Genomic DNA, 22321 nt, shown 5'->3' with positions numbered 1-22321 from the left:
ATCTTCCGACGCAGCCAGTCTCAAGAGAAATCCTGCGTCAGGATCGCGGCGAACCGCTCCAGCGCCCAGTCGACCTGGTCGCTTGTGATCACCAGCGGCGGGGCGATGCGGATCGTATGCTCATGGGTATCCTTGGCGAGGATGCCCTTGGCCTGGAGCGCCTCGCAATAGCGGCGTGCGCGCCCGGCCTCGGGATGCAGCTCGACCGCCAGCATCAGGCCGCGCCCGCGCACCTCGCGGATCGTATTGGCGCGAATGTCCTTCAAGCCCTCCAGAAAGCGCGCGCCTTGCCTCGCCGCGTTCTCAATCATGCCTTCCTCGACCAGCACGCGCATCGCCGCGCGGGCCACGGCGCAGGCAAGCGGGTTGCCGCCGAAGGTCGAGCCATGCTGCCCGGGCCTCAATGTCCCGAGCACGTCGTTGTTTGAGAGCACGGCCGAGACCGGATAGAAGCCGCCGGACAGGGCCTTGCCGAGCAGCGTCACGTCCGCCTCAATTCCCTCGTGCTGTTCGGCGAGCAGCTTGCCGGTGCGACCGAGCCCGGTCTGGATCTCGTCGAGCACCAGCATCACATTGTTGGCGGTGCAGAGCTCCCGGACCTCAGTGAAATAGCCGGCCGGAGGAATGACGACACCGGCTTCGCCCTGGATCGGCTCGACCAGAAAGGCGACCGTGTTTGGGGTGATTGCTTCCGCAAGCGCCGGGGCGTCGCCGAACGGGATGACCTTGAAGCCCGGCGCGAACGGCCCGAAGTGTCCGCGTGTCTCGGGGTCGGTTGAAAAGCCGACGACGCCCAGCGTGCGTCCGTGGAAATTGTTGGCACAGACGATGATCTCGGCCTGGCCGTCCGGCACGCCTTTCACCTCGTAGCCCCATTTGCGGACCGACTTGATCGCGCTTTCCACCGCCTCGGCGCCGCTGTTCATCGGCAGCACCTTGTGGGAACCGGTGAGCGCGGCGATCTCCTCGTAGAACAAGGCGAGCTGGTCGTTGTGGAAGGCCCTCGAGGTGAGCGTCAACCTGTGCGCCTGTTCGACCATCGCCGCCAGGATCTTGGGGTGGCAGTGGCCCTGGCTGACCGCCGAATAGGCGGACAGGCAATCAAGGTACCGGTTGCCTTCGGTGTCCCAGACCCAGACACCTTCGCCGCGCGACAGGACGACCCCGATCGGCTCGTAATTACGGGCCCCGAAGCGCGCTTCTGTCGCGATGAAATCAATGACCGACGAGCTCATCTGCCGTCACTCCATTGCTGCGCGCGGCGGCGTCAATCGACTGCACCGGCGGGTCGCGCCCAAATGAATGTGGGTATCGGTTTGTCAGCTCGGAAGCCTTGATGCGCCGATGGCGCGGCGCGGCCTGATAGTCCCGAAATGTCAGGTGGTTCTGCCGGGCCACAGGGCACCGTTCTGCGACCCAGGCTCTACTGTGCATGGGGTTGTTTTCGCAGTTTGGTTGCCGGCCCCTCAGCCAAGCGCGCAGGGCACGCTCAAGAAGCCGCGGAACCGGACCCGTCCGCCGCGCACTGGCGGGCCGCTCACGGCATAGTTCGGAAAGCGCGCCAGAAAGCGCGAGATCGCAATCGCCCCCTCCAGCCGCGCCAGGGCCATGCCTGCGCATTGATGCGCGCCTGTGGCGAAGGCGAGGTGCCGGTTCGGCGTGCGCGCGATATCGAAACGTTCGGGGTCGGGAAACTGCGCGGGGTCGCGATTGGCAGCCCCGATGCACAGCGTCACCGACGTGCCGGCATCGAGCATGACGCCGCCGAGCTCGACCTTCTCGGTGGTCATGCGGTTGCCGAGCTGGTTGGAGCTCTCGTAGCGCAACATCTCCTCGACCGCAGTCTTGATCATGTCCGGGTTCTCGATCAGGCGCTGCTTCTGGTCGGGATGGCGGTCGAGCGCCACGAGGCCGTTGCCGATCAGGTTGGTGGTGGTCTCGTGGCCGGCATTGAGCAGGAAGATGCAATTGTGCAGCAGCTCCTTCTCGGTCAGCCGCTCGCCGTTCTCTTCCCCCTGGATCAAACGCGTCAGCACGTCGCGCTCGGGATTGCCCGGCTTCGCGCGCCGCCGCGACACCAGCGTCTGCAGATAAGCGAGGAAGTCCGCCACCGCCTTGTTGCCGCGCGCAGCTACTTCGGGCGACACTACGGGTTCGAGAGCACCCAGGATCGCCAGCGACCAGTCGCGCAGCGGCCCGCGCTCCTCGTGAGGCACGTCGAGCAGGTTGCCGATCACCTCGATGGGAATCGAAGCGGCAAAATCCTCGATCAGTTCGCAAGCGCCCTTGGTTTCGATGGCATCGAGCAGGCCGTCGACCAGCTTGATCAGGTCCCCCTCCATGCTGGCGATCGCGCGCGGCGACAGCGCGCCCATGATCAGGCGGCGGACGCGGGTATGGGACGGCGGATCGTTGAACACGAGGCTGGTGGTGTGGTGCTCGTAGAGCAGGGTGTCGCCGTATTTCGGCGCGAACTCGCGCTTCTTGTCCGAGCTGAACGACTTGGTGTTCTTGTAGGTGGTGACGAGATCATCGTAGCGGGTCAGGAACACGGTGCCGCTCCGCAGGCGCTTGACCGGCTCGTTCTCCCGCAGTGCACGATAGGTCGGATAGGGGTTGTCGTAGAACTCCGGCGTCAGCTTCTCGAGGTCGAAGCTTGCCGCCAGCGCCTTCGCATCTGCGTTCATCCCGTTATACTCGCCGGTTAAAGCCGATATGCCGTTTTTGTTGTTCTGGTCGGCGCATGCATGCGTCTACAGTCTTCGCACACTGCTAGCCGACCGGACAGGAAAATGCACGCACGCGCTGACGCTGCCGACACGGCGCCGAACTGGCCCGACGATATTTTCGCGACCCTCCAGCGCTTCGACGTCCGGCAGGTGCCTTACGTTCCGGACGCCGGTCATTCCAAGCTGATCCAGCGCGTATTGGCCTCCTCCACCATGCGCGGCATTGCGCTGACGACGGAGGAGGAAGGCGTGGCGCTGCTCGCCGGCGCCTGGGCCGGCGGACAGCGCGGCGTGCTGCTGATGCAGTCGAGCGGCGTCGGCAATTGCATCAACATGCTGTCGCTGATCCCGATCTTGCGCTTTCCGTTCCTCACGCTCGTGACGATGCGCGGCGAGTGGGGCGAGTTCAATCCGTGGCAGGTGCCGATGGGCTCGACCACGCAAGGCGTGTTCGAGCTCTCCGGCGTCAAGGTGCTGCGCGCCTCGCACGCTGCCGAGGTGCCTGCCGTCTTGGAAGCGGCCGCGGCGCAGGCCTACAACGCGCTGACGCCAACCGCCGTCCTTCTGTCGCAGCGCCTGATCGGCGCCAAGGTTTTCACCAAATGAGCAAGGCCAATCTCCTCGACCGCCGGCAGGTGGTGTCCACGTTGCTGGCGAACCGCAAGGACGTCGTCGCGATCGGCGGCCTCGGTGCGTCCACCAACGACATGTGCGCCGCCGGCGACCACGCCCGCAACTTTTACCTCTGGGGCGGCATGGGCGGCGCCGCGATGATCGGGCTGGGTCTGGCGCTGGCGCAGCCGAAGCTGCCGGTATTGGTCATCACCGGCGACGGCGAGATGCTTATGGGCATGGGCAGCCTTGCCACCATCGGCCTGCAGAAGCCGGCCAACCTCTCGATCGCAGTGCTCGACAACGAGGCCTATGGCGAGACCGGCGGCCAGACCAGCCACACCTCCGCCGCCGCCGACCTCGTCGGCATCGCCAGGGCTTGCGGCATTAAGGACAGCCGGGCTGTCACGACCATGGCCGAAGTCGAAGCCTTCGCCAAAGCCGTCCATGACCTCTCCGCGGGTCCGCGCTTTGCCAATGTGAAGATCGACAGCGCCGGCCTGGAGCGGATTCTGCCGACGCGGGACGGGACCTACATCGTCAACCGGATCCGTGCTGACCTGGGCTTCCAGCCGATCTAGGCGGTCCGGTAATGCCTTGCTGAACGTCTGCACGCGGGCCGTGCAGGCTCGGCCAATTTCCATTGATTCTAGGTCGCACGCAGGTTGCGATGCAACATAGTGCTTGACTCCTGCGTGGGTGAGTGCTTACTCACCCAGCATGAGCTCATTGCGTATGACGAGCGACCTGAGGCGTCAATTGATCCTCGGCGCCGCAAAGCGCTGCTTTGCCCGACACGGCTATAACGGCACCACGACCAAGAGCGTGGCGGCCGCCGCTGCCATTTCTGAAGCGCTGCTGTTCAAGCATTTCCCGTCCAAGGCGGCGCTCTACGCCGAGATCCTCAGCGACGAATGCGAGGCGGATCCCGCTCTGATGGAGCTGCTCGAGCGCGAGCCGTCGACGGCTACGCTGGTCGAGGTGATCCGCGGCATGGTCGAACACTTCCTCCAGATCGCCGACGGTCCCGATCAGGAAGAGGCCCAGCGCCTGCGGCTAATGGCCACGAGCCATTTGGATGACGGCGAATTCGCCCGATTGCTGTATGCCAAGATCGAGACGCTGATCGGCGCTGTCTTCGTCGCCTCGCTCGAGCGTGCGGTTGCGAGCGGTGACGCGCGGCCCTGCGCTGGCGATCCGCTCAACCTGTTCTGGTTCGCGCATCATGCGGTGATGACCGCGGCGCTGACCAGGCTGCCGGCCACGCCCTGTCTTGCTTACGGCAGGGCGACCGACCTGGAGCGGCAGCTCTGTGAGTTTCTCCTGAGGGGTATCGGACTTAACGACGCCGCAATTGCTTCGCATCTGGGCCGCAATCAGGCCGCGGATGCGAACCGGGCGGCGATTGCAGAAAGTGCATGACATGAACATCGTGGCCGAAAACAAGATTTCGGGGCAACCGATCGACAACAAGGCTCCCAAGCGTCCGGTCCGGCCAGTGCGCTGGTTCATCATCGTTGGCACGCTTCTGGCCGTGCTCGTCGGAGGGCTCGTCTGGTTCAATTACTTCCGCGGCCAGATGATCAAGCAATTCTTCGCCAACAACAAGCCGCCGCCGACCGCTGTCAGCGCGGCCGAGGCGAAGTCCGAGGTGGTGCCGAACCTGCTCACGGCGGTCGGCAGCCTCGTCGCCGTGCATCAGGTCGACGTCAGCGCCGACGTCAACGGCCGTGTCACCGCGATCAAGTTCGAGCCGGGCACGCGCGTCGAGGCCGGCACGCCGCTGGTGCAACTGTTCGACGCGCCCGAGCAGGGCGATCTCGCCAATTACAAGGCGCAAGCGACCGTCGCGCAGCTGTCGCTTGAACGCGCCAAGCAGCTGGCCTCGCGCCAGTTCGGTCCGCAGGCGACCGTCGACACCGCGCAGGCTGCCTATGACCAGGCCCAGGCGGGCATCGCCAAGACCGAGGCGTTGATCTCGCAGAAGCTGGTGCGCGCGCCGTTCGCCGGCGATCTCGGCATGCGCAAGGTCGAGGTCGGCCAGTATCTGACCGCCGGCACGGCGATCGTGTCGCTGACCGATCTGTCCGAGCTGTGGGCCAACTTCACGGTGACGGAAAAGGATTCCGGCAGCCTCAAGGTCGGCCAGGTCGTGCGGTTGAAGGTCGACGCCTATCCGGGCCGCACCTTCGAGGGCAAGATCACCACGATCGAGCCCCAGATCTCGACCGATACTCGCAACATCCGCGTGCAGGCCACGATTGCCAATCCGGAGAAGATCCTGAAGCCCGGCATGTTTGTCACCACGACCGTGGTGCTGCCGGAAAAGCCGGCCGTGATCACGGTGCCTGAAACGGCAGTCGATTACACGCTGTACGGCGACTCCGTGTTCGTGATCACCGAGAAGAAGGAAGAGGACGGCAAGACCAGCCTGTCGGCGGTGCGCACCTTCGTGCAGACCGGCAACCGGGTCGAGGGTCGCGTCGAGATCGTCAAGGGCCTGAAGGTAGGCGACAAGGTCGTCGCTCTCGGCCAGCTCAAGCTGCAATCAGGCGCGCCGGTATCGATCTCGACCGATCCGGCCCCGCAGATCCCGGCGCAGCCGCCGCGCTACTGACAATATCCTCGCGTGATCCGGCCCGGCCGGATCACGCGTCTTGAAAAAAAGAAATCGAGATCGCCCGCGATGGCCTTTACCGACATTTTCATCAAACGACCGGTCCTGTCGGTCGTCGTCAGCCTGCTGATCCTGCTGATCGGCCTGCGCGCGGCAATGGTGCTGCCGATCCGGCAATATCCGAAGCTGTCGAATACGGTCATCAACATCACGACCGTCTATCCCGGCGCGTCCGCAGACCTGATCCAGGGCTTCATCACCACGCCGATCGAGCAGGCGGTCGCGTCCGCCGAAGGCGTCGACTACATCACCTCGTCCTCGGTGCTCGGCACCTCGACGATCCAGGTCTACATCAAGCTGAATTTCGATCCGAACCAGGCGCTCACCGAGGTGTTGGCGAAGACCAATTCAGTGAAGTACCTGATTCCGAAGGAATCCAACGACCCGATCGTCACCAAGACCACCGGCCAGACCACGGCCGTGATGTATCTCGGCTTCTCCTCGGACGAGCTGTCCGGCTCGGCCATCTCCGACTATCTGACGCGTGTGGTGCAGCCGGTGCTGTCGACCGTCGACGGCGTCGCCTCGGCCGACATTTTGGGCGGCCAGACCTTTGCGATGCGGCTGTGGCTCGATCCCGTGAAGATGGCGGGCCGCAACGTATCGCCGGCTGACGTTGCGGCGGCGATCCAGGCCAACAACTTCCAGTCCGCGGCCGGCCAGACCAAGGGCTATCTGATCGTCTCGAACGTCTCGACCAACACGGGCCTGACCAACGTCGATCAGTTCAAGAAGATGATCGTCAAGGCCAAGGACGGCGGCTTCGTGCGGATGGAGGACATCGCCACCGTCGAGCTTGCAGCCCAGAGCACGGATGCCAGCGTCGCCTTTAACGGCGAGCGCGCCATCTTCATTGGCGTGCAGGCGACGCCACAGGGTAATCCGCTGACGCTGGTCAAGGGTGTGCGCGCGCTGTTCCCCGAGCTCGAACGCAACCTCCCGCCCTCGATGAAGATGAAGGTCGCCTACGACTCGACCAAGTTCATCCAATCTTCGATCGACGAGGTGCGGAATACATTGGGCGAAGCCGTCATCATCGTGATCGTGGTCATTTTCCTGTTCCTGGCCTCGCTGCGCTCCGTCATCATTCCCGTCGTCACCATTCCGTTGTCGATGATCGGCGTCTGCACGATGATGCTGGCGCTGGGCTTCAGCTTCAACCTGCTGACCCTGCTCGCGATGGTCCTGGCGATCGGCCTCGTCGTCGACGATGCCATCGTCGTGGTGGAGAACATCCATCGCCATCTGGAGGAGGGCAAGACGCCGGTCCAGGCCTCGCTACAAGGCGCGCGCGAAATCGTCGGGCCGGTCATCTCCATGACCATCACGCTCGCCGCCGTGTACGCGCCGATCGGGTTCCTCGGTGGCCTCACCGGGTCGCTGTTCCGCGAATTTGCCTTTACCCTCGCAGGCTCGGTCATCGTATCAGGCGTGATCGCGCTGACGCTGTCGCCCATGATGTGCTCGGTGCTGCTGAAGAACACCGAAGAGGGCCGCTTCGCCAAGTTGGTGAACCGGGTGTTCGGCGCCATGACGCGGTGGTATGGCCGCAAGCTCGACCGCTCGCTCGACTACAAGGCCATCACCGGCCTGTTCGCCGTGACGATCCTGGGACTCGTCGGCTTCCTCTACATGAACACTTCGAAGGAGCTGGCGCCCGAGGAAGATCAGGGCATCGTGTTCGCGGTGACCAAGGCGCCGAAATACGCCAACATCGACTATGTCGATTTCTACGGCGAGAAGCTCGACAAGGAATTCCAGAAATTCCCCGAGACCGATCTGCGTTTCGTGCTGAACGGCATCAACGGCCCGCAAGGCGGCATTGCCGGCATGCTCTTGAAGCCCTGGGACGAGCGCACACGCTCGTCGATCGCCTTGAAGCCGCTGGTGCAGGCCGAGCTCTCCAAGATCGAGGGCGTGCAGGCGTTCGCGTTCAACCTGCCGCCATTGCCGGGCGGACCCGGCGGTCTGCCGATCCAGATGGTGATCAATTCCACGGCCAGCTTCCAGACCGTCTATGAGCAGATGGAGAAGCTGAAGGAGGCTGCACGCAAGAGCGGCATGTTCATCGTCTCCGATAGCGACCTCGCCTACAACCAGCCGAACGTCGAGGTGACGATCGACCGCACCAAGGCTCAGGACCTCGGCGTCAACATGCAGAACCTCGGCTCGACGCTCGCGGTGCTGCTCGGCGGCAATTACATCAACCGGTTCAACCTCGAGGGCCGCTCCTATCAGGTGATTCCGCAGGTGCCGCGCGGCAAGCGGCTGTCCCCGGAATCGCTCGGTGGCTACTATGTGACGACCAACACCGGGCAGCAGCTTCCGTTGTCGACCGTGGTCTCGATCAGGACCAAGACCGATCCGAATTCGCTGACGCACTACAACCAGCTCAATTCGGCGACGTTCTCCGCCGTGCCGATGCCCGGCGTGACCGTCGGCGCTGCGGTCGACTTCCTCGAAGGCGAGGCCAAGAAGCTGCCGCAAGGCTTCAGCCACGACTATCTGGCTGACTCCCGGCAATACGTGCAGGAAGGCAATCAGCTTGCCATCACCTTCGGCTTCGCGCTGATTATCATCTTCCTGGTGCTCGCGGCCCAGTTCGAGAGCTTGCGCGACCCGCTGGTCATCATGATCTCGGTGCCGATGGCAATCGTCGGTGCGCTGATCCCGCTGTTCTTCGGCATGGCGACCATAAACATCTACACCCAGGTCGGTCTGCTCACCCTGGTCGGCCTGATCACCAAGCACGGCATCCTGATGGTGGAGTTCGCCAACGAGCTCCAGGTTAACGAGCGGCTCGACCGCCGCTCGGCCATCGAGATGTCGGCCCGCATCCGTCTGCGGCCGATCCTGATGACCACGGCCGCGATGGTGACCGGCCTGATCCCGCTCCTGACCGCGACCGGCGCGGGCGCGGCCAGCCGCTTCTCGATCGGTCTCGTCGTCGTCGCCGGCATGTCGATCGGCACGCTGTTCACGCTGTTCGTGCTGCCGGCAGTCTATGTGGTGCTGGCGACCGACCATCGCGCGGCGGCCGATTCGGAGCGGAACAAGCAGATCGGCGAGCTGGACCTCGATTCAAAGGCGCTACGGCCGACCTGAGGCCGCTGGCAGGTTAGTCCCGAAAGGGCGGCAGCGGTGATCCGCTGCCGCCCTTTTCGTTGGGTCTCGGGCGAGCTCCTTGCCGCGCTTGCGAGAGACAAGGTCCGGTCTTCTTGCTAGGTTCCGTGGAATGAGCCTGTCCCTCCACCCCGATACACCTCGAGCCGGGACATTGCCGAGCGCGGCCCCAGGCGAGGTCGCCTCCGGCGACACTGCGGGGCGCGGAATCCGGACCCGGCTCTTCGCCAAATACGTCGCGCTTTTCGTGGCGGTCGTCGCCATTGCGCTGCTCGCCAATGGCCTGTTCGAGGTCTACTTCTACTATCGCGAGCACAAGGCCTCTCTGATCCGAGTCCAGCACGAGCAGGCCGAGGCGGCCGCTGCCAAGATCGGCCGGTTCGTCAAGGAGATCGAGAGCCAGCTCGGCTGGACCACGCAGCTGCCCTGGTCGGGCGGCTCGATCGAGCAGCGCCGGTTCGACGCGCTGCGCCTGTTGCGCCAGGTCCCTGCGATCACCGAGCTGGCCCAGGTGGATTCGACTGGCAAGGAGCGGCTGCGGGTCTCGCGGCTGGCGATGGACGTGCTCGACAGCGGGATCGACCTGTCGAGCGATCCGAAGTTCACCGAAGCGGTCGCGCGCAAGGTCTATTACGGGCCGGTCTATTTTCGCCGGGAGTCCGAGCCCTACATGACGCTGGCGCTGGCGGGCGCACGCAAGGATGCCGGCGTCAGCATCGCCGAGGTCAATCTCAAGCTGATCTGGGACGTCGTGTCCCAGATCAAGGTCGGCGAGCACGGCAACGCCTACGTGGTCGGCCCGGAGGGCCGCTTGATCGCGCATCCCGACATCAGTCTCGTGCTGCGCAACACCGACATGTCCGGCCTTGCGCAGGTACGCGCCGTGCAAGCCGGCGGCGCCATGCCAGACGTGCTTTCCGAGGCCCACAACATCCAGGGGCAGAAGGTGCTGACCGCATCGGCCCCGATCGAGCCGCTGCGCTGGACCATGTTCGTCGAGCTGCCGGTCGAGGAAGCCTATGCCGCGCTTTATGCTTCGCTGCAGCGCCTTGCAATCGTGCTGCTCGCGGCATCCATCTTCGCGGTGCTGGCCGGGATCTTCCTGGCGCGCCGCATGGTCGGGCCGATTCAGGCGCTGCGGAGCGGCGCGGAACGAATGGGCGGTGGTGATTTCTCCCAGCGCATCTCGATCAAGACCGGCGACGAGCTCGAAGGGCTCGCCGACCAGTTCAACGACATGGGCGCGCGCCTGCAGGAATCCTATGCGGACCTCGAGAACAAGGTCGAGAAGCGGACCGCCGAATTGCGGGAGTCGCTCGAGCAACAAACGGCGACGTCGGAGGTGCTCGAAGTCATTAGCTCCTCTCCGGGAGAGTTAGAGCCGGTGTTTCAGAAGATGTTGGAGAATGCTACCCGCGTCTGCGGTGCGAATTTCGGCACGATGAATCTGTGGGACGGCCAGAAATTCAACATCGTCACCGACTACAACATTCCGCCCGATTTCTCCGCCTTCCGTAAGCGGACTCCGATCTTCCCACATCCAGGAACGACGCTGGCTGCAATCATCGCGACGCATCAGCCCGCGCAGATCAATGACTTGAGGGAAAGTCCTGGGTACAAGGCCGGTGTTCCCTTTGTCGTCGGAATGGCCGACGTTGCCGGCGCCCGAACCCTTCTCTCCGTACCCATGCTGAAAGAGGATGATCTGATCGGCGCGATGACGATTTTTCGACAAGAGATTCGCGGCTTCACGGACAAACAAGTCGCGCTGGTGGAGAACTTTACCAAGCAAGCCGTCATCGCGATCGAGAATACGCGCCTGCTGAAGCAATTGCGCGAGCGTACGACCGAGCTATCGCAATCGCTCGACAATCTGCGCACCGCGCAGGACCGCCTGATTCAGACCGAAAAGCTCGCTTCCCTCGGCCAGCTCACCGCCGGCATCGCCCACGAGATCAAGAATCCGCTCAACTTCGTCAACAACTTCTCCGCGGTCTCGACCGAGCTGATCGACGAGCTCAACGAGATCCTGCAATCGGCCGCGCTCGACGGCAAGACGAAGAAGGAGGTCGACGAGCTGACCGGCATGCTCAGGGCCAATCTCGAGAAGGTGGTGCAGCACGGCAAGCGCGCCGATTCCATCGTCAGGAACATGCTGCTGCATTCGCGTCAGGGTTCCGGCGAGCATCGCGCCGTCGACATCAATGCGGTGGTCGAGGAGAGCCTCAATCTCGCCTATCACGGCGCGCGCGCCGAAAGGCCCGCCTTCAACGTCACGCTCCAGCGCGATTTCGACCCGGATGCCGGCATGATCGAGGTGTATCCGCAGGAGATCACGCGCGTCTTGCTGAACCTGATCTCGAACGGCTTCTATGCCGCGGCCAAGCGCAAGGAGAGCGAGGGCGATGCATTCGAGCCCACTTTGCGCGCGGTAACGAAGAATCTCGGCGACAGGGTCCAGATCCGGATTCGCGACAACGGCACCGGGATTCCAGCCGAGGTGAAGGAAAAGATGTTCAATCCCTTCTTCACCACCAAGCCGGCCGGCGAGGGCACGGGGTTAGGCCTTTCAATGAGCCACGACATCGTGGTGAAACAACACGGCGGCACGATCGACGTGGACACCACACAAGGTGTATTCACCGAGTTCATCATCACGCTGCCGCGGACGATGGCAGCGGGCGACACTTCCGGAGGAAAGTCTTGAACGTTTACATCCTGGTCGTCGATGACGAGCCCGACGTCGAGGCACTGTTTCGGCAGCAGTTCCGGCGCGACCTGCGCGCCGGCCGGTTTCAGATGGAGTTTGCGCTCTCGGCCCCCGAGGCGCTCGAGCGCGCCGCCGAAGTCCGTGATCCCTCGCTGATCCTGATCCTGTCGGACATCAACATGCCCGGCATGAGCGGGCTCGACATGCTGCCGAAGGTGCGTGCCGCGCATCCCGATGTTCCCGTCATCATGATCACGGCCTATGGCGATGCGGAGACGCGCCGCAAGGCGATCGAACGGGGCGCCGTCGGGCTCCTCACCAAGCCGATCGACTTTGCGCTGCTGCGGCAGGAGATCGACACGAGGCTCGAGCAAGCCGCATGACTGCGACCATCCTCTTCGTCGACGACGAGCCGGATCTCGAGGCGCTGATCCTGCAGAAATTTCGCAGGCAGATCCGCGATGGGCAGCTCGCGCTGATCTTCGCGCGCGACGGCCTGGAGGCGCTGGAAGCGCTGGAGCAGAATCCGCATGTCGACATGGTGGTCTCCGATATCAACATGCCGCGAATGGACGGCCTGTCGCTACTCGCGAAGCTCCAGGAGGCCCAGGAGAAGAAGTCGACCATCATCGTCTCGGCCTACGGCGACATGAGCAACATCCGCACCGCCATGAACCGCGGTGCGTTCGACTTCCTGACCAAGCCGATCGACTTCGCCGACCTCGAAGCTACGATCGAGAAGACCGTCCGCCATGTGGAGATGCTGCGCGAGGTGCGGCGGCGCCAGATGGAAGCCGAGCGCGCCCATGCCTCGCTGTCGCGCTTCTTCTCGCCGGAGATTGCAAGGCGGCTGGCCGCGAACGTCGATGGCGACGGCATTGAGGTGCAGTGGCGCGATGTCGCCACCCTGTTCACCGATATTACAGGCTTCACCTCGCTGGTCGAGACCGCGCCTCCGCAGACCCTGGGCGAGCTCCTCAACGAATATGTCGGCGGCATGACCGAGATCGTCTTCGCCCATGAGGGGACGGTCGCCAAGATCATCGGCGATGCGATCCAGGTGCTGTTCAACGCCCCCGGCGACCAGCCGGACTATGCAACGCGCGCGATCGCCTGTGCCCATGCTCTCGACGCCTGGGCGGAGGACTTTTCGGCGCGCTGGAAGGCAAGAGGCGTGAATTTCGGAGCTACCCGCATCGGCGCTCATGCCGGTCCGGCGCTGGTCGGCAATTTCGGCGGCAACCGTTTCTTCGACTACACGGCCTATGGCGACACCATCAATATTGCGGCCCGGCTTGAGGCGGCGAACAAGCACCTGGGAACGCGCATTTGCGTTAGTGCCAGCGTTGCGAATGGGGCCGAAAACTTTCGTGGCCGTCCCGTGGGCGACCTGATGCTGCGCGGACGCAGCGAGCCGCTGCGCGCATTCGAGCCGCTGCCGCAGGCGAGGTTCGAGGCGCCAGCGACGGCGCAATATGCCGAAGCGTTTGCCAAGATGGAGGCCGGCGATGCCGCGGCCATGCCGTCCTTCGCCGCGCTGGTTGGCATGCACGCCGACGATCCGCTGGCCGGATTTCACCTGAAGCGCCTGCTCAACGGCGCCAAGGGCACTCGCATGCAACTGGAATAGGAGTCCGTCATGACGCGCGAATTCTCGGCCGGCAACTATCGTTTCATCCCGTCCGTGTTCCAATATTCCGCCGGTGCTGCCGCGGATGAGGGCTACGAGATCGAGCGGGTCCGGTTCGACCGCCTGGTGCCGCTCGCGGAAGGGTTTGCGCTGGCCGCAAAGTTCATCCAGGAGGCGGGGCGTCCGCTGACGGCATTCTGTGCCTGCGAGCTGCGCTCGCCCGCGGCCTTCAGCGAGGAAGGCTTTCGCGCGTTCAATCTGCACTATGTGAAGACGCTGTCCGAATGGGGCATCTTCGACGGCAGCACCAATCCGGTGGCGCGCAGCAATGTCTGCCCCGAGATCGATCCGCCGTCCGAACCGTCGTTCTATGCGTTCTCCTTCACGCGTCCGACGCGGTCAGATTCGCCGAGCTTCGTCATCGCCGGCGGCGCCGAGGCGCGCGAGGGCAGCGGCTCCTATGTCGAGCGCACGGTGCGCTACCGCGATCTCAGCCCGGAGGGGCTGCGCGAGAAGGTGCGCTTCACCACCACGTCGCAGATGGAAAACCGGATGGCAGCCTTCGGCTTCGGCTGGAAGGATACAACCGGGGTGCAGGCCTATTCCGTGCACGACTTTCACCATGCGCTGGTGGACGAACTGGTCCGTCGCGGCGCGCTCCGCTCCGGGCTGACCTGGCATTTCGCCCGTCCGCCGGTGGTCGATCTGGAATTCGAGATGGATTGCCGCCGCGTGCTGCGGGAGGTGGTGGTCTGAGCTCCTCACCAAGAGGAATAATCAGCGCTGCCTTGGGTCGAGCGCGTCGCGTAGGCCGTCACCGAGCAAGTTCAGCGACAGCACGACGAGGAAGATCGCCAGGCCCGGCCAGATTGCCATCCAGGGCGCCTGGGTCAGGAAGCGTTGTGCCGCGTTGAGCATGCTGCCCCAGGACGGCGCCGGCGGCTGCTGGCCGAGGCCGAGGAAGGAGAGGGCGGCCTCGGCGATGATGGCGGCAGCGATCGAGAGCGTCGCCTGCACCAGAAGCGAGGGGAGGATGTTCGGCAGGATGTGCGAGAGCGCGATCCGCCACGGCGGATTGCCGAGTGCGCGCGCGGCCTCGACATAGTCTTCGGCTTTGACGACGAGCACCTGGCCGCGGGTCAGGCGGATGAAGATCGGCGTCGCCGAGATGCCGATCGCAATCATGGCATTGCCGAGGCTCGGGCCGAGGAACGCGGCGAGCGCGATCGCCAGGATCAGGAACGGGCAGGCCAGCATCGCATCGGTGATGCGGCTGATCAGCGCGTCGGTGAAGCCGCCGCGGTAGCCGGCGAGGAGACCGAGCGGCACGCCGATGCCGAGCGCGATCGCGACCGAGATCAGGCCTGCGAGCAGCGAGGCGCGCGCGCCGTAGACGACGCGGCTGAGGATGTCGCGGCCGAGCTCGTCGGTGCCGAACCAGTGGGCCGAGGTCGGCGGTTTGCGCACCAGGCTCCAGCTCGTCGCGATGGGATCATAGGGCACGATGAGCGGAGCGAGCACGGCAAGGGCGATGAACATCGTGAGCACGACGAGCCCGAACACCGCTGCCTTGCGCTTGAACAGCCGCCGTCGCGCGCGGCGGGCCGGGCTATCCAGCTCGTCGGCTCGCGTGAGAGGGCTCGGCAGCGCGGCGTCGGTCATGGATCAGCCCCGGAGCCGCGGATTGACGAGGATGTAGGCGATATCGGCCACCAGATTCAGCGTGATGTAGACCGTGGCCGTCACCAGGACGACGCCCTGCACCACGGCATAATCGCGGTTGAATACGGCATCCACGATCAGCTTGCCGAAGCCGGGAATGGAGAAGATCTGCTCGGTCAGGACCGCGCCGGAGAGCAGCGTACCGAGCTCGAGCGCGCCGAGCGTGATGACGGGGGTCAGCGCATTGCGCATGGCATGCTTGAGGATCACCGTGCGCTCCAACAGTCCTTTGGCGCGCGCGGTGCGCACGTAGTCGCTTTCCAGCACCTGAAGCATGGCGCTGCGCGTATGCCGCATCAGGATCGCGGCGATCGCATTGCCGAGCACGAAGGCCGGCATGATGGTGACGGCCAGGCTTGCGCGCCAGTTCTCGGTGAGCGGCACGTAGCCGGAAGCCGGCAACCATCCAAGCTCGATCGAGAACAGGAAGATCAGCATGATTCCGAGCCAGAAGTTCGGCGTTGAGATGCCCCACAGCGCAAAGAGATTGGCGCCGTAGTCCCACGCGGAACCCTTCTTCACGGCCGCGACGATGCCGGCGGGAATGCCGATCAGCAGCGCGATCAGAATCGCCATCGAGCCGAGCTGCAGCGTCACCGGCAGCTTCTGTGCGATCAACTCGCGCACCGGCATCTTGTTGCGCAGCGACTCGCCGAAATCGCCAGAGAGCACGCCCTTGATCCAGTAGGCGTACTGCACCGGGACGGGCTGATCGAGCCGGTACTGGCGGCGGATCTGCTCGATCACGGCGGGATCGCGCTCCTCGCCCGCCATCACCAGCGCGGGGTCACCCGGCAGCAATTGCTGCAGCGAGAAGATCAGCACCGAGACGAAGAACAGCGTCGGCACGATCTGCACAAGGCGGCGGGCGAGGAAGTTCAGCATCCTCGCAGCGTCACTTCAGCTTGAGGCCGACAACGCGGACGAGGCCGTCCGGCATTTGCCTATAGCCTTCGAGCTTGGTCGTGTGCGCGATGATGATGCGGCGGTGATAGAGGTAGAGGATGGCGTGATCTTCCAGCTCCAGCTTCGCAAGTCTCTCGTAGGCGGCCTTGCGCTGAGCCATGTCCGACGTACGGCGGGCATCGTCGAGCGCCTTGTCCGCGTCGGCGTTGGTCCAGGCACTGTAGTTCTGCGGCGCATCCTTGCGCAGGAACACGTAGGAATTGCCATCGGGATCGATGCGTCCGCTCCATGCCAGCATGAAGGCCTGGTATTCGCCGGACTCGGCCTGCTTCAGCGACGTCGCAAACTCGGTGACGCGGATCTTCATATCGAAGCCCGCCTCGCTCGCCATGGATTGCACCACTTGAGCCACCGCTTCGGTCTCGGCACCCTTTGGTACCAGGAAGTCAACGCTGACTGGCCCAGTGACGCCGGCTTCCTTCAGGAGGGCCTTGGCTTTGGCGATGTCGCGGCCGTGGACCGGAAATGCGCCCTGATAATAGGGGTGATCGGGATTGACCCATTGGTTGCCCGGCTTGAATTCGCCGTTGAACACCACTTGGTTGATCGCCTCGCGGTCGATCGACCAGTCGAGTGCCTGCCGCACCTTGGCGGATTGGCTGAGCGGGCCCTTGGCCTTGTCCTTGCCGATGTTGAGCGTGATGCCCTGATAGCCGAGCTCGATGGCGGTCGCGACCTTCAGCCGGGAGTCGGCGCGCACCTCCTTGAGGTCGGTGGCGAGTACGCGCTCGATCAGATCGAGGCCGCCGGATTTCAGGTTTGCGAGCCGCACGGTCGCATCGACGATCGGCTGAAACACGATCTTGTCGATGAAGATGTTGTCCTTGTTCCAGTAGTCGGCGAATTTCTCGAACACGATGCGGTCCTGCTGCACGCGCTCGACGAACTTGTAGGGGCCGGCGCAGACCGGGCGAAGGCCGAACTTGTCGCCGGCCTCCTTGGCGGCCTTCGGCGACATCATCATTCCGGCGCGGTCGGTGAGCTGAGCGAGCAGGGGCGAGAACGGCGACTTCAACACCAGCTTGATCGTGAGGGGATCGACGATTTCGACGCGATCGACCGAGGCGAGCTCCGGCTTGCGGAACGAGCCGGGGAACGTCAGATGCCGTTCCAGCGAGAATTTTGCGGCCTCGGCATCGAACGGCTCACCGTCGTGGAATTTCACGCCGGGCCGCAGCTTGATGACCAGCGCCTTGCCGTCGTCGGCGGTTTCGCTCGAGAGCGCCAGCTGCGGCACGATGTTGAGCTTCTCGTCGATGTCGAACAGCTTGTCGCAGAAGGAGGAGAACACGATGCGGCCGACATAGGTGCGCGCCATCGTAGGGTCGAGGATATCGGGGTCTTCGGCGAGGCCGATGCGCAACGTGGTCTGGGCCTGCGCGGCCCCGATCGACACCAGCACAGCGGCGGCTGTTGCGGCCAGGCGAAACATCTTCATCGGTCAATCCCCATTGCTTCGGCTATTTCGTTGCGGACGCGGCGCACTGTATACCAACCCCGTCGGGGCTGCTGCCTTCCGTCTTTTGGCTGAAGGCCGCGACCAGCTTTGCAAGCGCCGGCGAAAACCCGCCGGCGGTGGGTAGAATGGCGTCGGCAGACGGCAGCTCCGCGGTGCGGTGACAGGCGGTGGCATGGCCGGTGCGGTCAGCTAGAAGCGCAGGCGCCTCATTGCGGCAGCGCTCGATCACGAACGGGCAGCGGGTGTGAAAGCGGCAGCCGGCGGGCGGATTGAGGGCGCTCGGGATTTCGCCCTCCAGCAGCACCGTCGTCCGTTTCGCCTTCGGCTGCGGCAGCGGGATCGCGGACAGCAATGCGCGGCTGTAGGGATGGCGCGGCGCGGCGAACAGCGCGTTAGCTTCGGCCGTCTCGACGATCTGGCCGAGATTCATCACCGCGACGTGGTCGGCGATGTGCTTGACCACGGCAAGGTCGTGCGAGACGAAGATGTAGGCGAGGCCAAGCCGGTCCTGGAGCTCGCGTAGCAGATTGAGGATCTGCGAGCGGATCGAGACGTCGAGCGCCGAGACCGGCTCATCGCAGATGATGAGCTTCGGCTCGACCGCGAGCGCGCGGGCGATCGCGATGCGTTGGCGCTGGCCGCCGGAGAATTCATGCGGATAGCGGCGGGCGAGGCGCGGCTCCAGCCCGACCAGCCGCAGCAGTTCGGCAACGCGCTCGGCCCGCCGCACCGGCGGCACCAGATCGTGCAACGCCAGCGGCTCGGTCAGAATCTGGCCGACCGTCATGCGCGGATTGAGCGAGGCGTAGGGATCCTGGAAGATGATTTGCGCCTCGCGGCGGAAGGCGCGCAAGGTCCCGGCGTCGAGCGCGAGCAGGTTGCGGCCGTCGAAGCGGATCATACCAGCGTCCGGCTCGATCAGCCGCAGCACCAGGCGGCTGACGGTGGACTTGCCGCAACCGGATTCGCCGACCAAGGCCAGCGTCTTGCCGGCCTCCAGCGAGAAGGACACGCCATCGACCGCCTTGACGTGCGCCAGCGCGCGGCCGAGCAGCGACCGCTGGGCGACAAAATGCTTGACCAGGCCTTCAACCTCGAGCAGCGCCATCACGACACCAGAAGTTCGAGCGGCGCGCGGATGCAGCGCGAGAGGTGGCCGCCGCTGACTTCGACCAGCGGCGGCGGCGCCCTGGTGCAGGCGTCGAGCACGAAGGGGCAACGCGCGGCGAAGCGGCAACCGCCGGGCGGCCGCGCCATGTTCGGCACCATGCCTTCGATTGTCGCAAGCTGCTCGGCGCGGTGGTCGAGCCGCGGGATCGAGCCGAGCAGGCCGACGGTGTAGGGATGCTGCGGCGCGGAGAACAATTCATCGACCGGCGCCCGCTCGACGATCTCGCCGGCATACATCACCGCGACCTCGTCGCAGACCTCGGCGACGACGCCGAGATCGTGGGTGATCAGGATGATCGCGGCGCCGCTCGCGGCTTTCAGCTCGCGCATCAGCTCCAGGATCTGGGCCTGCAGGGTGACGTCGAGTGCGGTGGTCGGCTCGTCCGCGATCAGCAGCCGCGGGTCGCAGGCGAGTGCCATCGCGATCATGACGCGCTGGCGCATGCCGCCGGAGAGCTTGTGCGGGTAGTCGTCGATGCGACGCTCGGGCGAAGGGATATGGACGCGGCGCAACAGCTCGATCGCGCGCTCGCGCGCGTTCCTCCGCGAGCCGCCGCGGTGACGCAGGATTGTCTCGATGATCTGGTCGCCGATCGTGAAGCTCGGATTGAGCGAGGTCATCGGCTCCTGGAAGATCATCGCCAGCCGGTTGCCGCGCAGATCGCGCAACGTCTGGTCCGGCGTGGTCAGCAGGTCGAAACCGTCGAAGCGGATCGCGCCACTTATTTCCGCGCTCTGCTTCGACAGCAGGCCCATGATTGCCAGCGACGTCACGCTCTTGCCGCAGCCGGATTCCCCGACGAGACCGAGCGTCGCGCCATTGGCGACGCTGAGATCGACGCTGTCGACCGCGTGGGTGATACGGCCGTCGTCGCCATGAAAGCGGATACGCAGATCCTTGATCTCGATGAGGGGGCTGGCGCTCATGATCGTCTCGCGCGCGCCGCTTCGATGCTGGCGTCGATGACGCTGCGATCGGTGTTGCCGGCCGGGTTCTGCCGCGTCGGCATGGAGGCGCGGAAGTGCACCCAGAGTTCGTGGCTGACGCGCTCGAGGCGTTCGAGCTCACCGAGCGGATCGGGATGGTCGTCGGCGCGAATGTCCAGCGCTGGCCATTCCTCCTCGCCGTGGATCACGAGCGCGGCCGATTGCTTGCCGCGCTTGTCGCCGCCGGCGGCTTCGCCGGCGCGCATCGCCGCGAGCAGACGGCGTGGGAAGGGCAGGCTGTCGCTCGCGATATAGGTCCTCGCTGTCTCGTCGAGCACGTCGGCCCCCGCGAGCATGTTGCCGGCGATCGAGAAGCCGCTGCCGGCAATATGGCCGCACCAATCGACGCAGTCGCGCCCGGTATGCGCGGCGATGGCGCCGCTGGCATCCATCAAATGGACCTGCCGGCTCTCGCGGCCGTCATCGGTCGCCAGCAGCGTGGCGAGCACGTCGTGGGCGTTGAGGCCCTCGCGCAAGAGCTTGACGCCGTCGATGCCGTAATAGGGATTGACGAAGGCCTGCGTCGCGATGGCGCCGAGGCCAGCGGCGATGTAGGGCACGCGCGCGCCGACGGCGAAAAAGCGGGTCGCAACCGCGATACCGAACTGGCCGGTGGCAGGATCGCGCGCGATGATCGACCAGGTCATGTGCTGCCTTCAGCGTCCCGCCGCATAGCCCTGCATGCCGCGCGGATTGGCGGCGGCACGGCGGCGGCGACCTACGCGTGAGGCCGCGGTGAGGCGGCCTTCGGACCAGTCGGGGCCGACCTCGACTATATGCCCGCGCTCGCGCAGGTTCTCGATCGTCGCCTTCGGCACGCGGTTCTCGACCACGAGCACGCCGGGACGTGCGGTGCGCGGCCAGAACGAGATCGGGAAATGCTCGGAATGCCAGGCCGGCGCGTCGATGGCTTCCTGGAGATTGAGGTTACAATGGACGTGGCGCAGGAAGAACTGCGTGATCCACTGGTCCTGCTGATCGCCGCCGGGCGAGCCCCAGGCGAGGTAGGGCTCGCCATCGCGCAGCGCCATGGTCGGAGAGAGGGTGGTGCGCGGCCGCTTGCCCGGCGCGAGCGCGGCGGGATGACCTTCCTCCAGCCAGAACATCTGAGCGCGGCTGCCGAGGCAAAAGCCGAGCTCGGGAATGATCGGCGAGGATTGCAGCCAGCCGCCCGACGGCGTCGACGACACCATGTTGCCGTCGCTGTCGATGATGTCGAAATGCACGGTGTCGCCGCGCACCTCGCCGAAGCGGCCCACGGTCGGCTCGCCGGCGCCGAGCGCGCCGACCGCCTCGCGCTGGCCCTCCGCGCGGCGCAGCTTGACGACACCGCCGAAGCCCTCGACAGAACCAGGGATGAAATCGAGCGAAGCCTTGTCGGTGACGAGCTTGCGGCGCTCGTCGTTATAGGTATCCGACAGCAGCGTTTCGATCGGGATCTCGTTGAACTTGGGATCGCCGTAGAATTTTTCGCGATCAGCAAAGGCGAGCTTGGCGCATTCGATCTGGAGATGGATGAACTCCGGCCCTGTCGGGTCGAGGCCGTCGAGCGCAAAGCCCTTCAGTAGCGCGAGCTGCTGCAAGGTGACCGGACCCTGGCTCCAGACGCCGGCCTTGCAGACGGTGTAGCGGCCATAGTCGTAGGTGAGCGGCGCCTCGACTGTCGGCTGCCAGCGCGCCATGTCGTCGGCGGAGAGCACGCCGCGATGTGGCGAGCCGCTGACGTCCATCACCTCCTGGGTTCGGCAGAACTTGTCGACGGCTTCCGCGACGAAGCCTTGCGACCAGGCTTTGCGCGCGCGCTCGATCTCCGCATCGCGGCCACCGACGCCGCTTTCCGCCTCGCTCAGGATCCGGGCGTAGGTCGCAGCCAGTGTCTTGTTGGTGAACAGCGTGCCTGGCTTCGGCACTTCACTGTTCGGGAGGTAGACCGCGGCGGACGTCGGCCAGTGCTTGCGGAACAGCTGCTCGACGGTCTGGATCGTGGCGCAGGCGCGCTCGACCAGCGGATAGCCGTCGCGGGCGTAGGAGATCGCCGGCTCCAGCACGTCGCGCACGCGCATCGTTCCGTAGTCGCGCAGCAGCATCATCCAGGATTCGAAGGTGCCGGGAACGCAGGCGGCGAGCAGACCCGTGCCCGGCACCATGTCGAGGCCTTCGCTTCTGTAATGCGCGATGGTGGCCCGCGCCGGCGCCGGGCCCTGGCCGCAGATTACCTCGGTGCGGCCGCGCTTGACGTCATGCACGATGATGGGCACGTCGCCGCCGGGACCGTTCAGATGCGGCTCGACCACCTGGAGCGTGAAGGCGGTGGCAACGCCGGCATCGAAGGCATTGCCGCCCTTTTCCAGGATGGCCATGCCCACGGCAGTCGCAATCCAGTGCGTCGAGGCGACGACCCCGAACGTGCCCTCGATCTCGGGCCTCGTCGTGAACGGATCGGGATTGATATTACTGCCCATGGGACTTCACCACCTTATTTCCGGCGCGCGCAATTGATCACAGGGCCACGCCGCTTCCAAATGCGCAGGCTGCA

18 protein-coding genes are annotated in these 22321 nt (G+C 64.9%); 9 read left to right on the top strand and 9 right to left on the bottom strand.

Annotated features, from left to right (window positions below; genetic code table 11):
- Positions 1 to 20: 20 nt before the first annotated feature.
- A complete protein-coding gene (gene rocD, locus I6F28_RS07375) occupies positions 21 to 1235 on the bottom strand; it encodes an ornithine--oxo-acid transaminase (protein ID WP_036025809.1) in 1215 nt (404 codons plus the stop codon).
- 231 nt (positions 1236 to 1466) lie between these two features.
- Positions 1467 to 2687 (bottom strand): cytochrome P450, encoded by a 1221-nt coding sequence (locus tag I6F28_RS07370; protein WP_225139593.1) that lies wholly within the window; start codon positions 2685 to 2687, stop codon positions 1467 to 1469.
- Positions 2688 to 2792: 105 nt separating this feature from the next.
- On the opposite strand from I6F28_RS07370, the gene I6F28_RS07365 reads away from it, so the two are divergent.
- From I6F28_RS07365 to cnbZ, 9 genes are all read left to right on the top strand, one after another.
- Complete coding sequence (locus tag I6F28_RS07365; protein WP_036004713.1) at positions 2793 to 3335, top strand: phosphonopyruvate decarboxylase; 543 nt, start codon at positions 2793 to 2795, stop codon at positions 3333 to 3335.
- Complete coding sequence (locus I6F28_RS07360; protein ID WP_225139592.1) at positions 3332 to 3922, top strand: thiamine pyrophosphate-dependent enzyme; 591 nt, start codon at positions 3332 to 3334, stop codon at positions 3920 to 3922. The genes I6F28_RS07365 and I6F28_RS07360 overlap by 4 nt, the downstream gene beginning before the upstream one ends.
- A 139-nt stretch (positions 3923 to 4061) precedes the next feature.
- Positions 4062 to 4763 (top strand): TetR/AcrR family transcriptional regulator, encoded by a 702-nt coding sequence (locus tag I6F28_RS07355; RefSeq protein WP_063822469.1) that lies wholly within the window; start codon positions 4062 to 4064, stop codon positions 4761 to 4763.
- Between the two features lies 1 nt (position 4764).
- Positions 4765 to 5958, top strand: coding sequence for an efflux RND transporter periplasmic adaptor subunit (locus I6F28_RS07350; protein ID WP_036004727.1), 1194 nt, complete (start codon positions 4765 to 4767; stop codon positions 5956 to 5958).
- 69 nt (positions 5959 to 6027) lie between these two features.
- Complete coding sequence (locus tag I6F28_RS07345) at positions 6028 to 9123, top strand: MexW/MexI family multidrug efflux RND transporter permease subunit (RefSeq protein WP_036025801.1); 3096 nt, start codon at positions 6028 to 6030, stop codon at positions 9121 to 9123.
- 130 nt (positions 9124 to 9253) lie between these two features.
- Complete coding sequence (locus I6F28_RS07340) at positions 9254 to 11848, top strand: ATP-binding protein (protein WP_225139591.1); 2595 nt, start codon at positions 9254 to 9256, stop codon at positions 11846 to 11848.
- Entirely contained in the window at positions 11845 to 12234 is a 390-nt protein-coding gene (locus I6F28_RS07335; RefSeq protein WP_025034870.1) for a response regulator, read from the top strand. The genes I6F28_RS07340 and I6F28_RS07335 overlap by 4 nt, the downstream gene beginning before the upstream one ends.
- The gene (locus I6F28_RS07330) at positions 12231 to 13481 is read left to right on the top strand and encodes an adenylate/guanylate cyclase domain-containing protein (protein ID WP_225139590.1); all 1251 of its coding nucleotides are present in this window, start codon (positions 12231 to 12233) and stop codon (positions 13479 to 13481) included. The genes I6F28_RS07335 and I6F28_RS07330 overlap by 4 nt, the downstream gene beginning before the upstream one ends.
- Positions 13482 to 13490: 9 nt before the next feature.
- Positions 13491 to 14237 carry a 2-amino-5-chloromuconate deaminase CnbZ gene (gene cnbZ, locus I6F28_RS07325; RefSeq protein WP_225139589.1) on the top strand — a complete coding sequence of 249 codons (747 nt, stop codon included), beginning with the start codon at positions 13491 to 13493 and terminating at the stop codon, positions 14235 to 14237.
- A 21-nt stretch (positions 14238 to 14258) separates the two neighbouring features.
- Here the strand turns inward: cnbZ and I6F28_RS07320 are convergent, their stop codons facing one another.
- The 7 genes from I6F28_RS07320 to I6F28_RS07290 are packed head-to-tail and all read right to left on the bottom strand — an operon-like array spanning position 14259 to position 22247.
- Positions 14259 to 15143 (bottom strand): ABC transporter permease, encoded by an 885-nt coding sequence (locus I6F28_RS07320; RefSeq protein ID WP_057027046.1) that lies wholly within the window; start codon positions 15141 to 15143, stop codon positions 14259 to 14261.
- Positions 15144 to 15146: 3 nt separating this feature from the next.
- Positions 15147 to 16088 (bottom strand): ABC transporter permease, encoded by a 942-nt coding sequence (locus I6F28_RS07315; RefSeq protein WP_025034874.1) that lies wholly within the window; start codon positions 16086 to 16088, stop codon positions 15147 to 15149.
- Between the two features lie 10 nt (positions 16089 to 16098).
- Positions 16099 to 17607, bottom strand: coding sequence for an ABC transporter substrate-binding protein (locus I6F28_RS07310; protein WP_225139588.1), 1509 nt, complete (start codon positions 17605 to 17607; stop codon positions 16099 to 16101).
- 22 nt (positions 17608 to 17629) lie between these two features.
- Positions 17630 to 18736, bottom strand: coding sequence for an ABC transporter ATP-binding protein (locus I6F28_RS07305; protein ID WP_225139587.1), 1107 nt, complete (start codon positions 18734 to 18736; stop codon positions 17630 to 17632).
- Positions 18736 to 19725, bottom strand: a complete 990-nt coding sequence (locus I6F28_RS07300; protein WP_225139586.1) for an ABC transporter ATP-binding protein — start codon at positions 19723 to 19725, stop codon at positions 18736 to 18738. Before I6F28_RS07300 ends, I6F28_RS07305 begins: the two co-directional genes overlap by 1 nt.
- Positions 19722 to 20432 (bottom strand): DUF1028 domain-containing protein, encoded by a 711-nt coding sequence (locus I6F28_RS07295; protein WP_036004762.1) that lies wholly within the window; start codon positions 20430 to 20432, stop codon positions 19722 to 19724. The genes I6F28_RS07300 and I6F28_RS07295 overlap by 4 nt, the downstream gene beginning before the upstream one ends.
- Positions 20433 to 20441: 9 nt before the next feature.
- Positions 20442 to 22247 carry a gamma-glutamyltransferase family protein gene (locus tag I6F28_RS07290; RefSeq protein ID WP_225139585.1) on the bottom strand — a complete coding sequence of 602 codons (1806 nt, stop codon included), beginning with the start codon at positions 22245 to 22247 and terminating at the stop codon, positions 20442 to 20444.
- Positions 22248 to 22321 lie beyond the last annotated feature (74 nt).

Origin of the sequence: Bradyrhizobium sp. NBAIM14 (genome assembly GCF_020193895.1) — a bacterium.
Lineage (GTDB): Bacteria > Pseudomonadota > Alphaproteobacteria > Rhizobiales > Xanthobacteraceae > Bradyrhizobium > Bradyrhizobium yuanmingense.
This window is presented reverse-complemented; position numbering and strand designations above follow the sequence as displayed.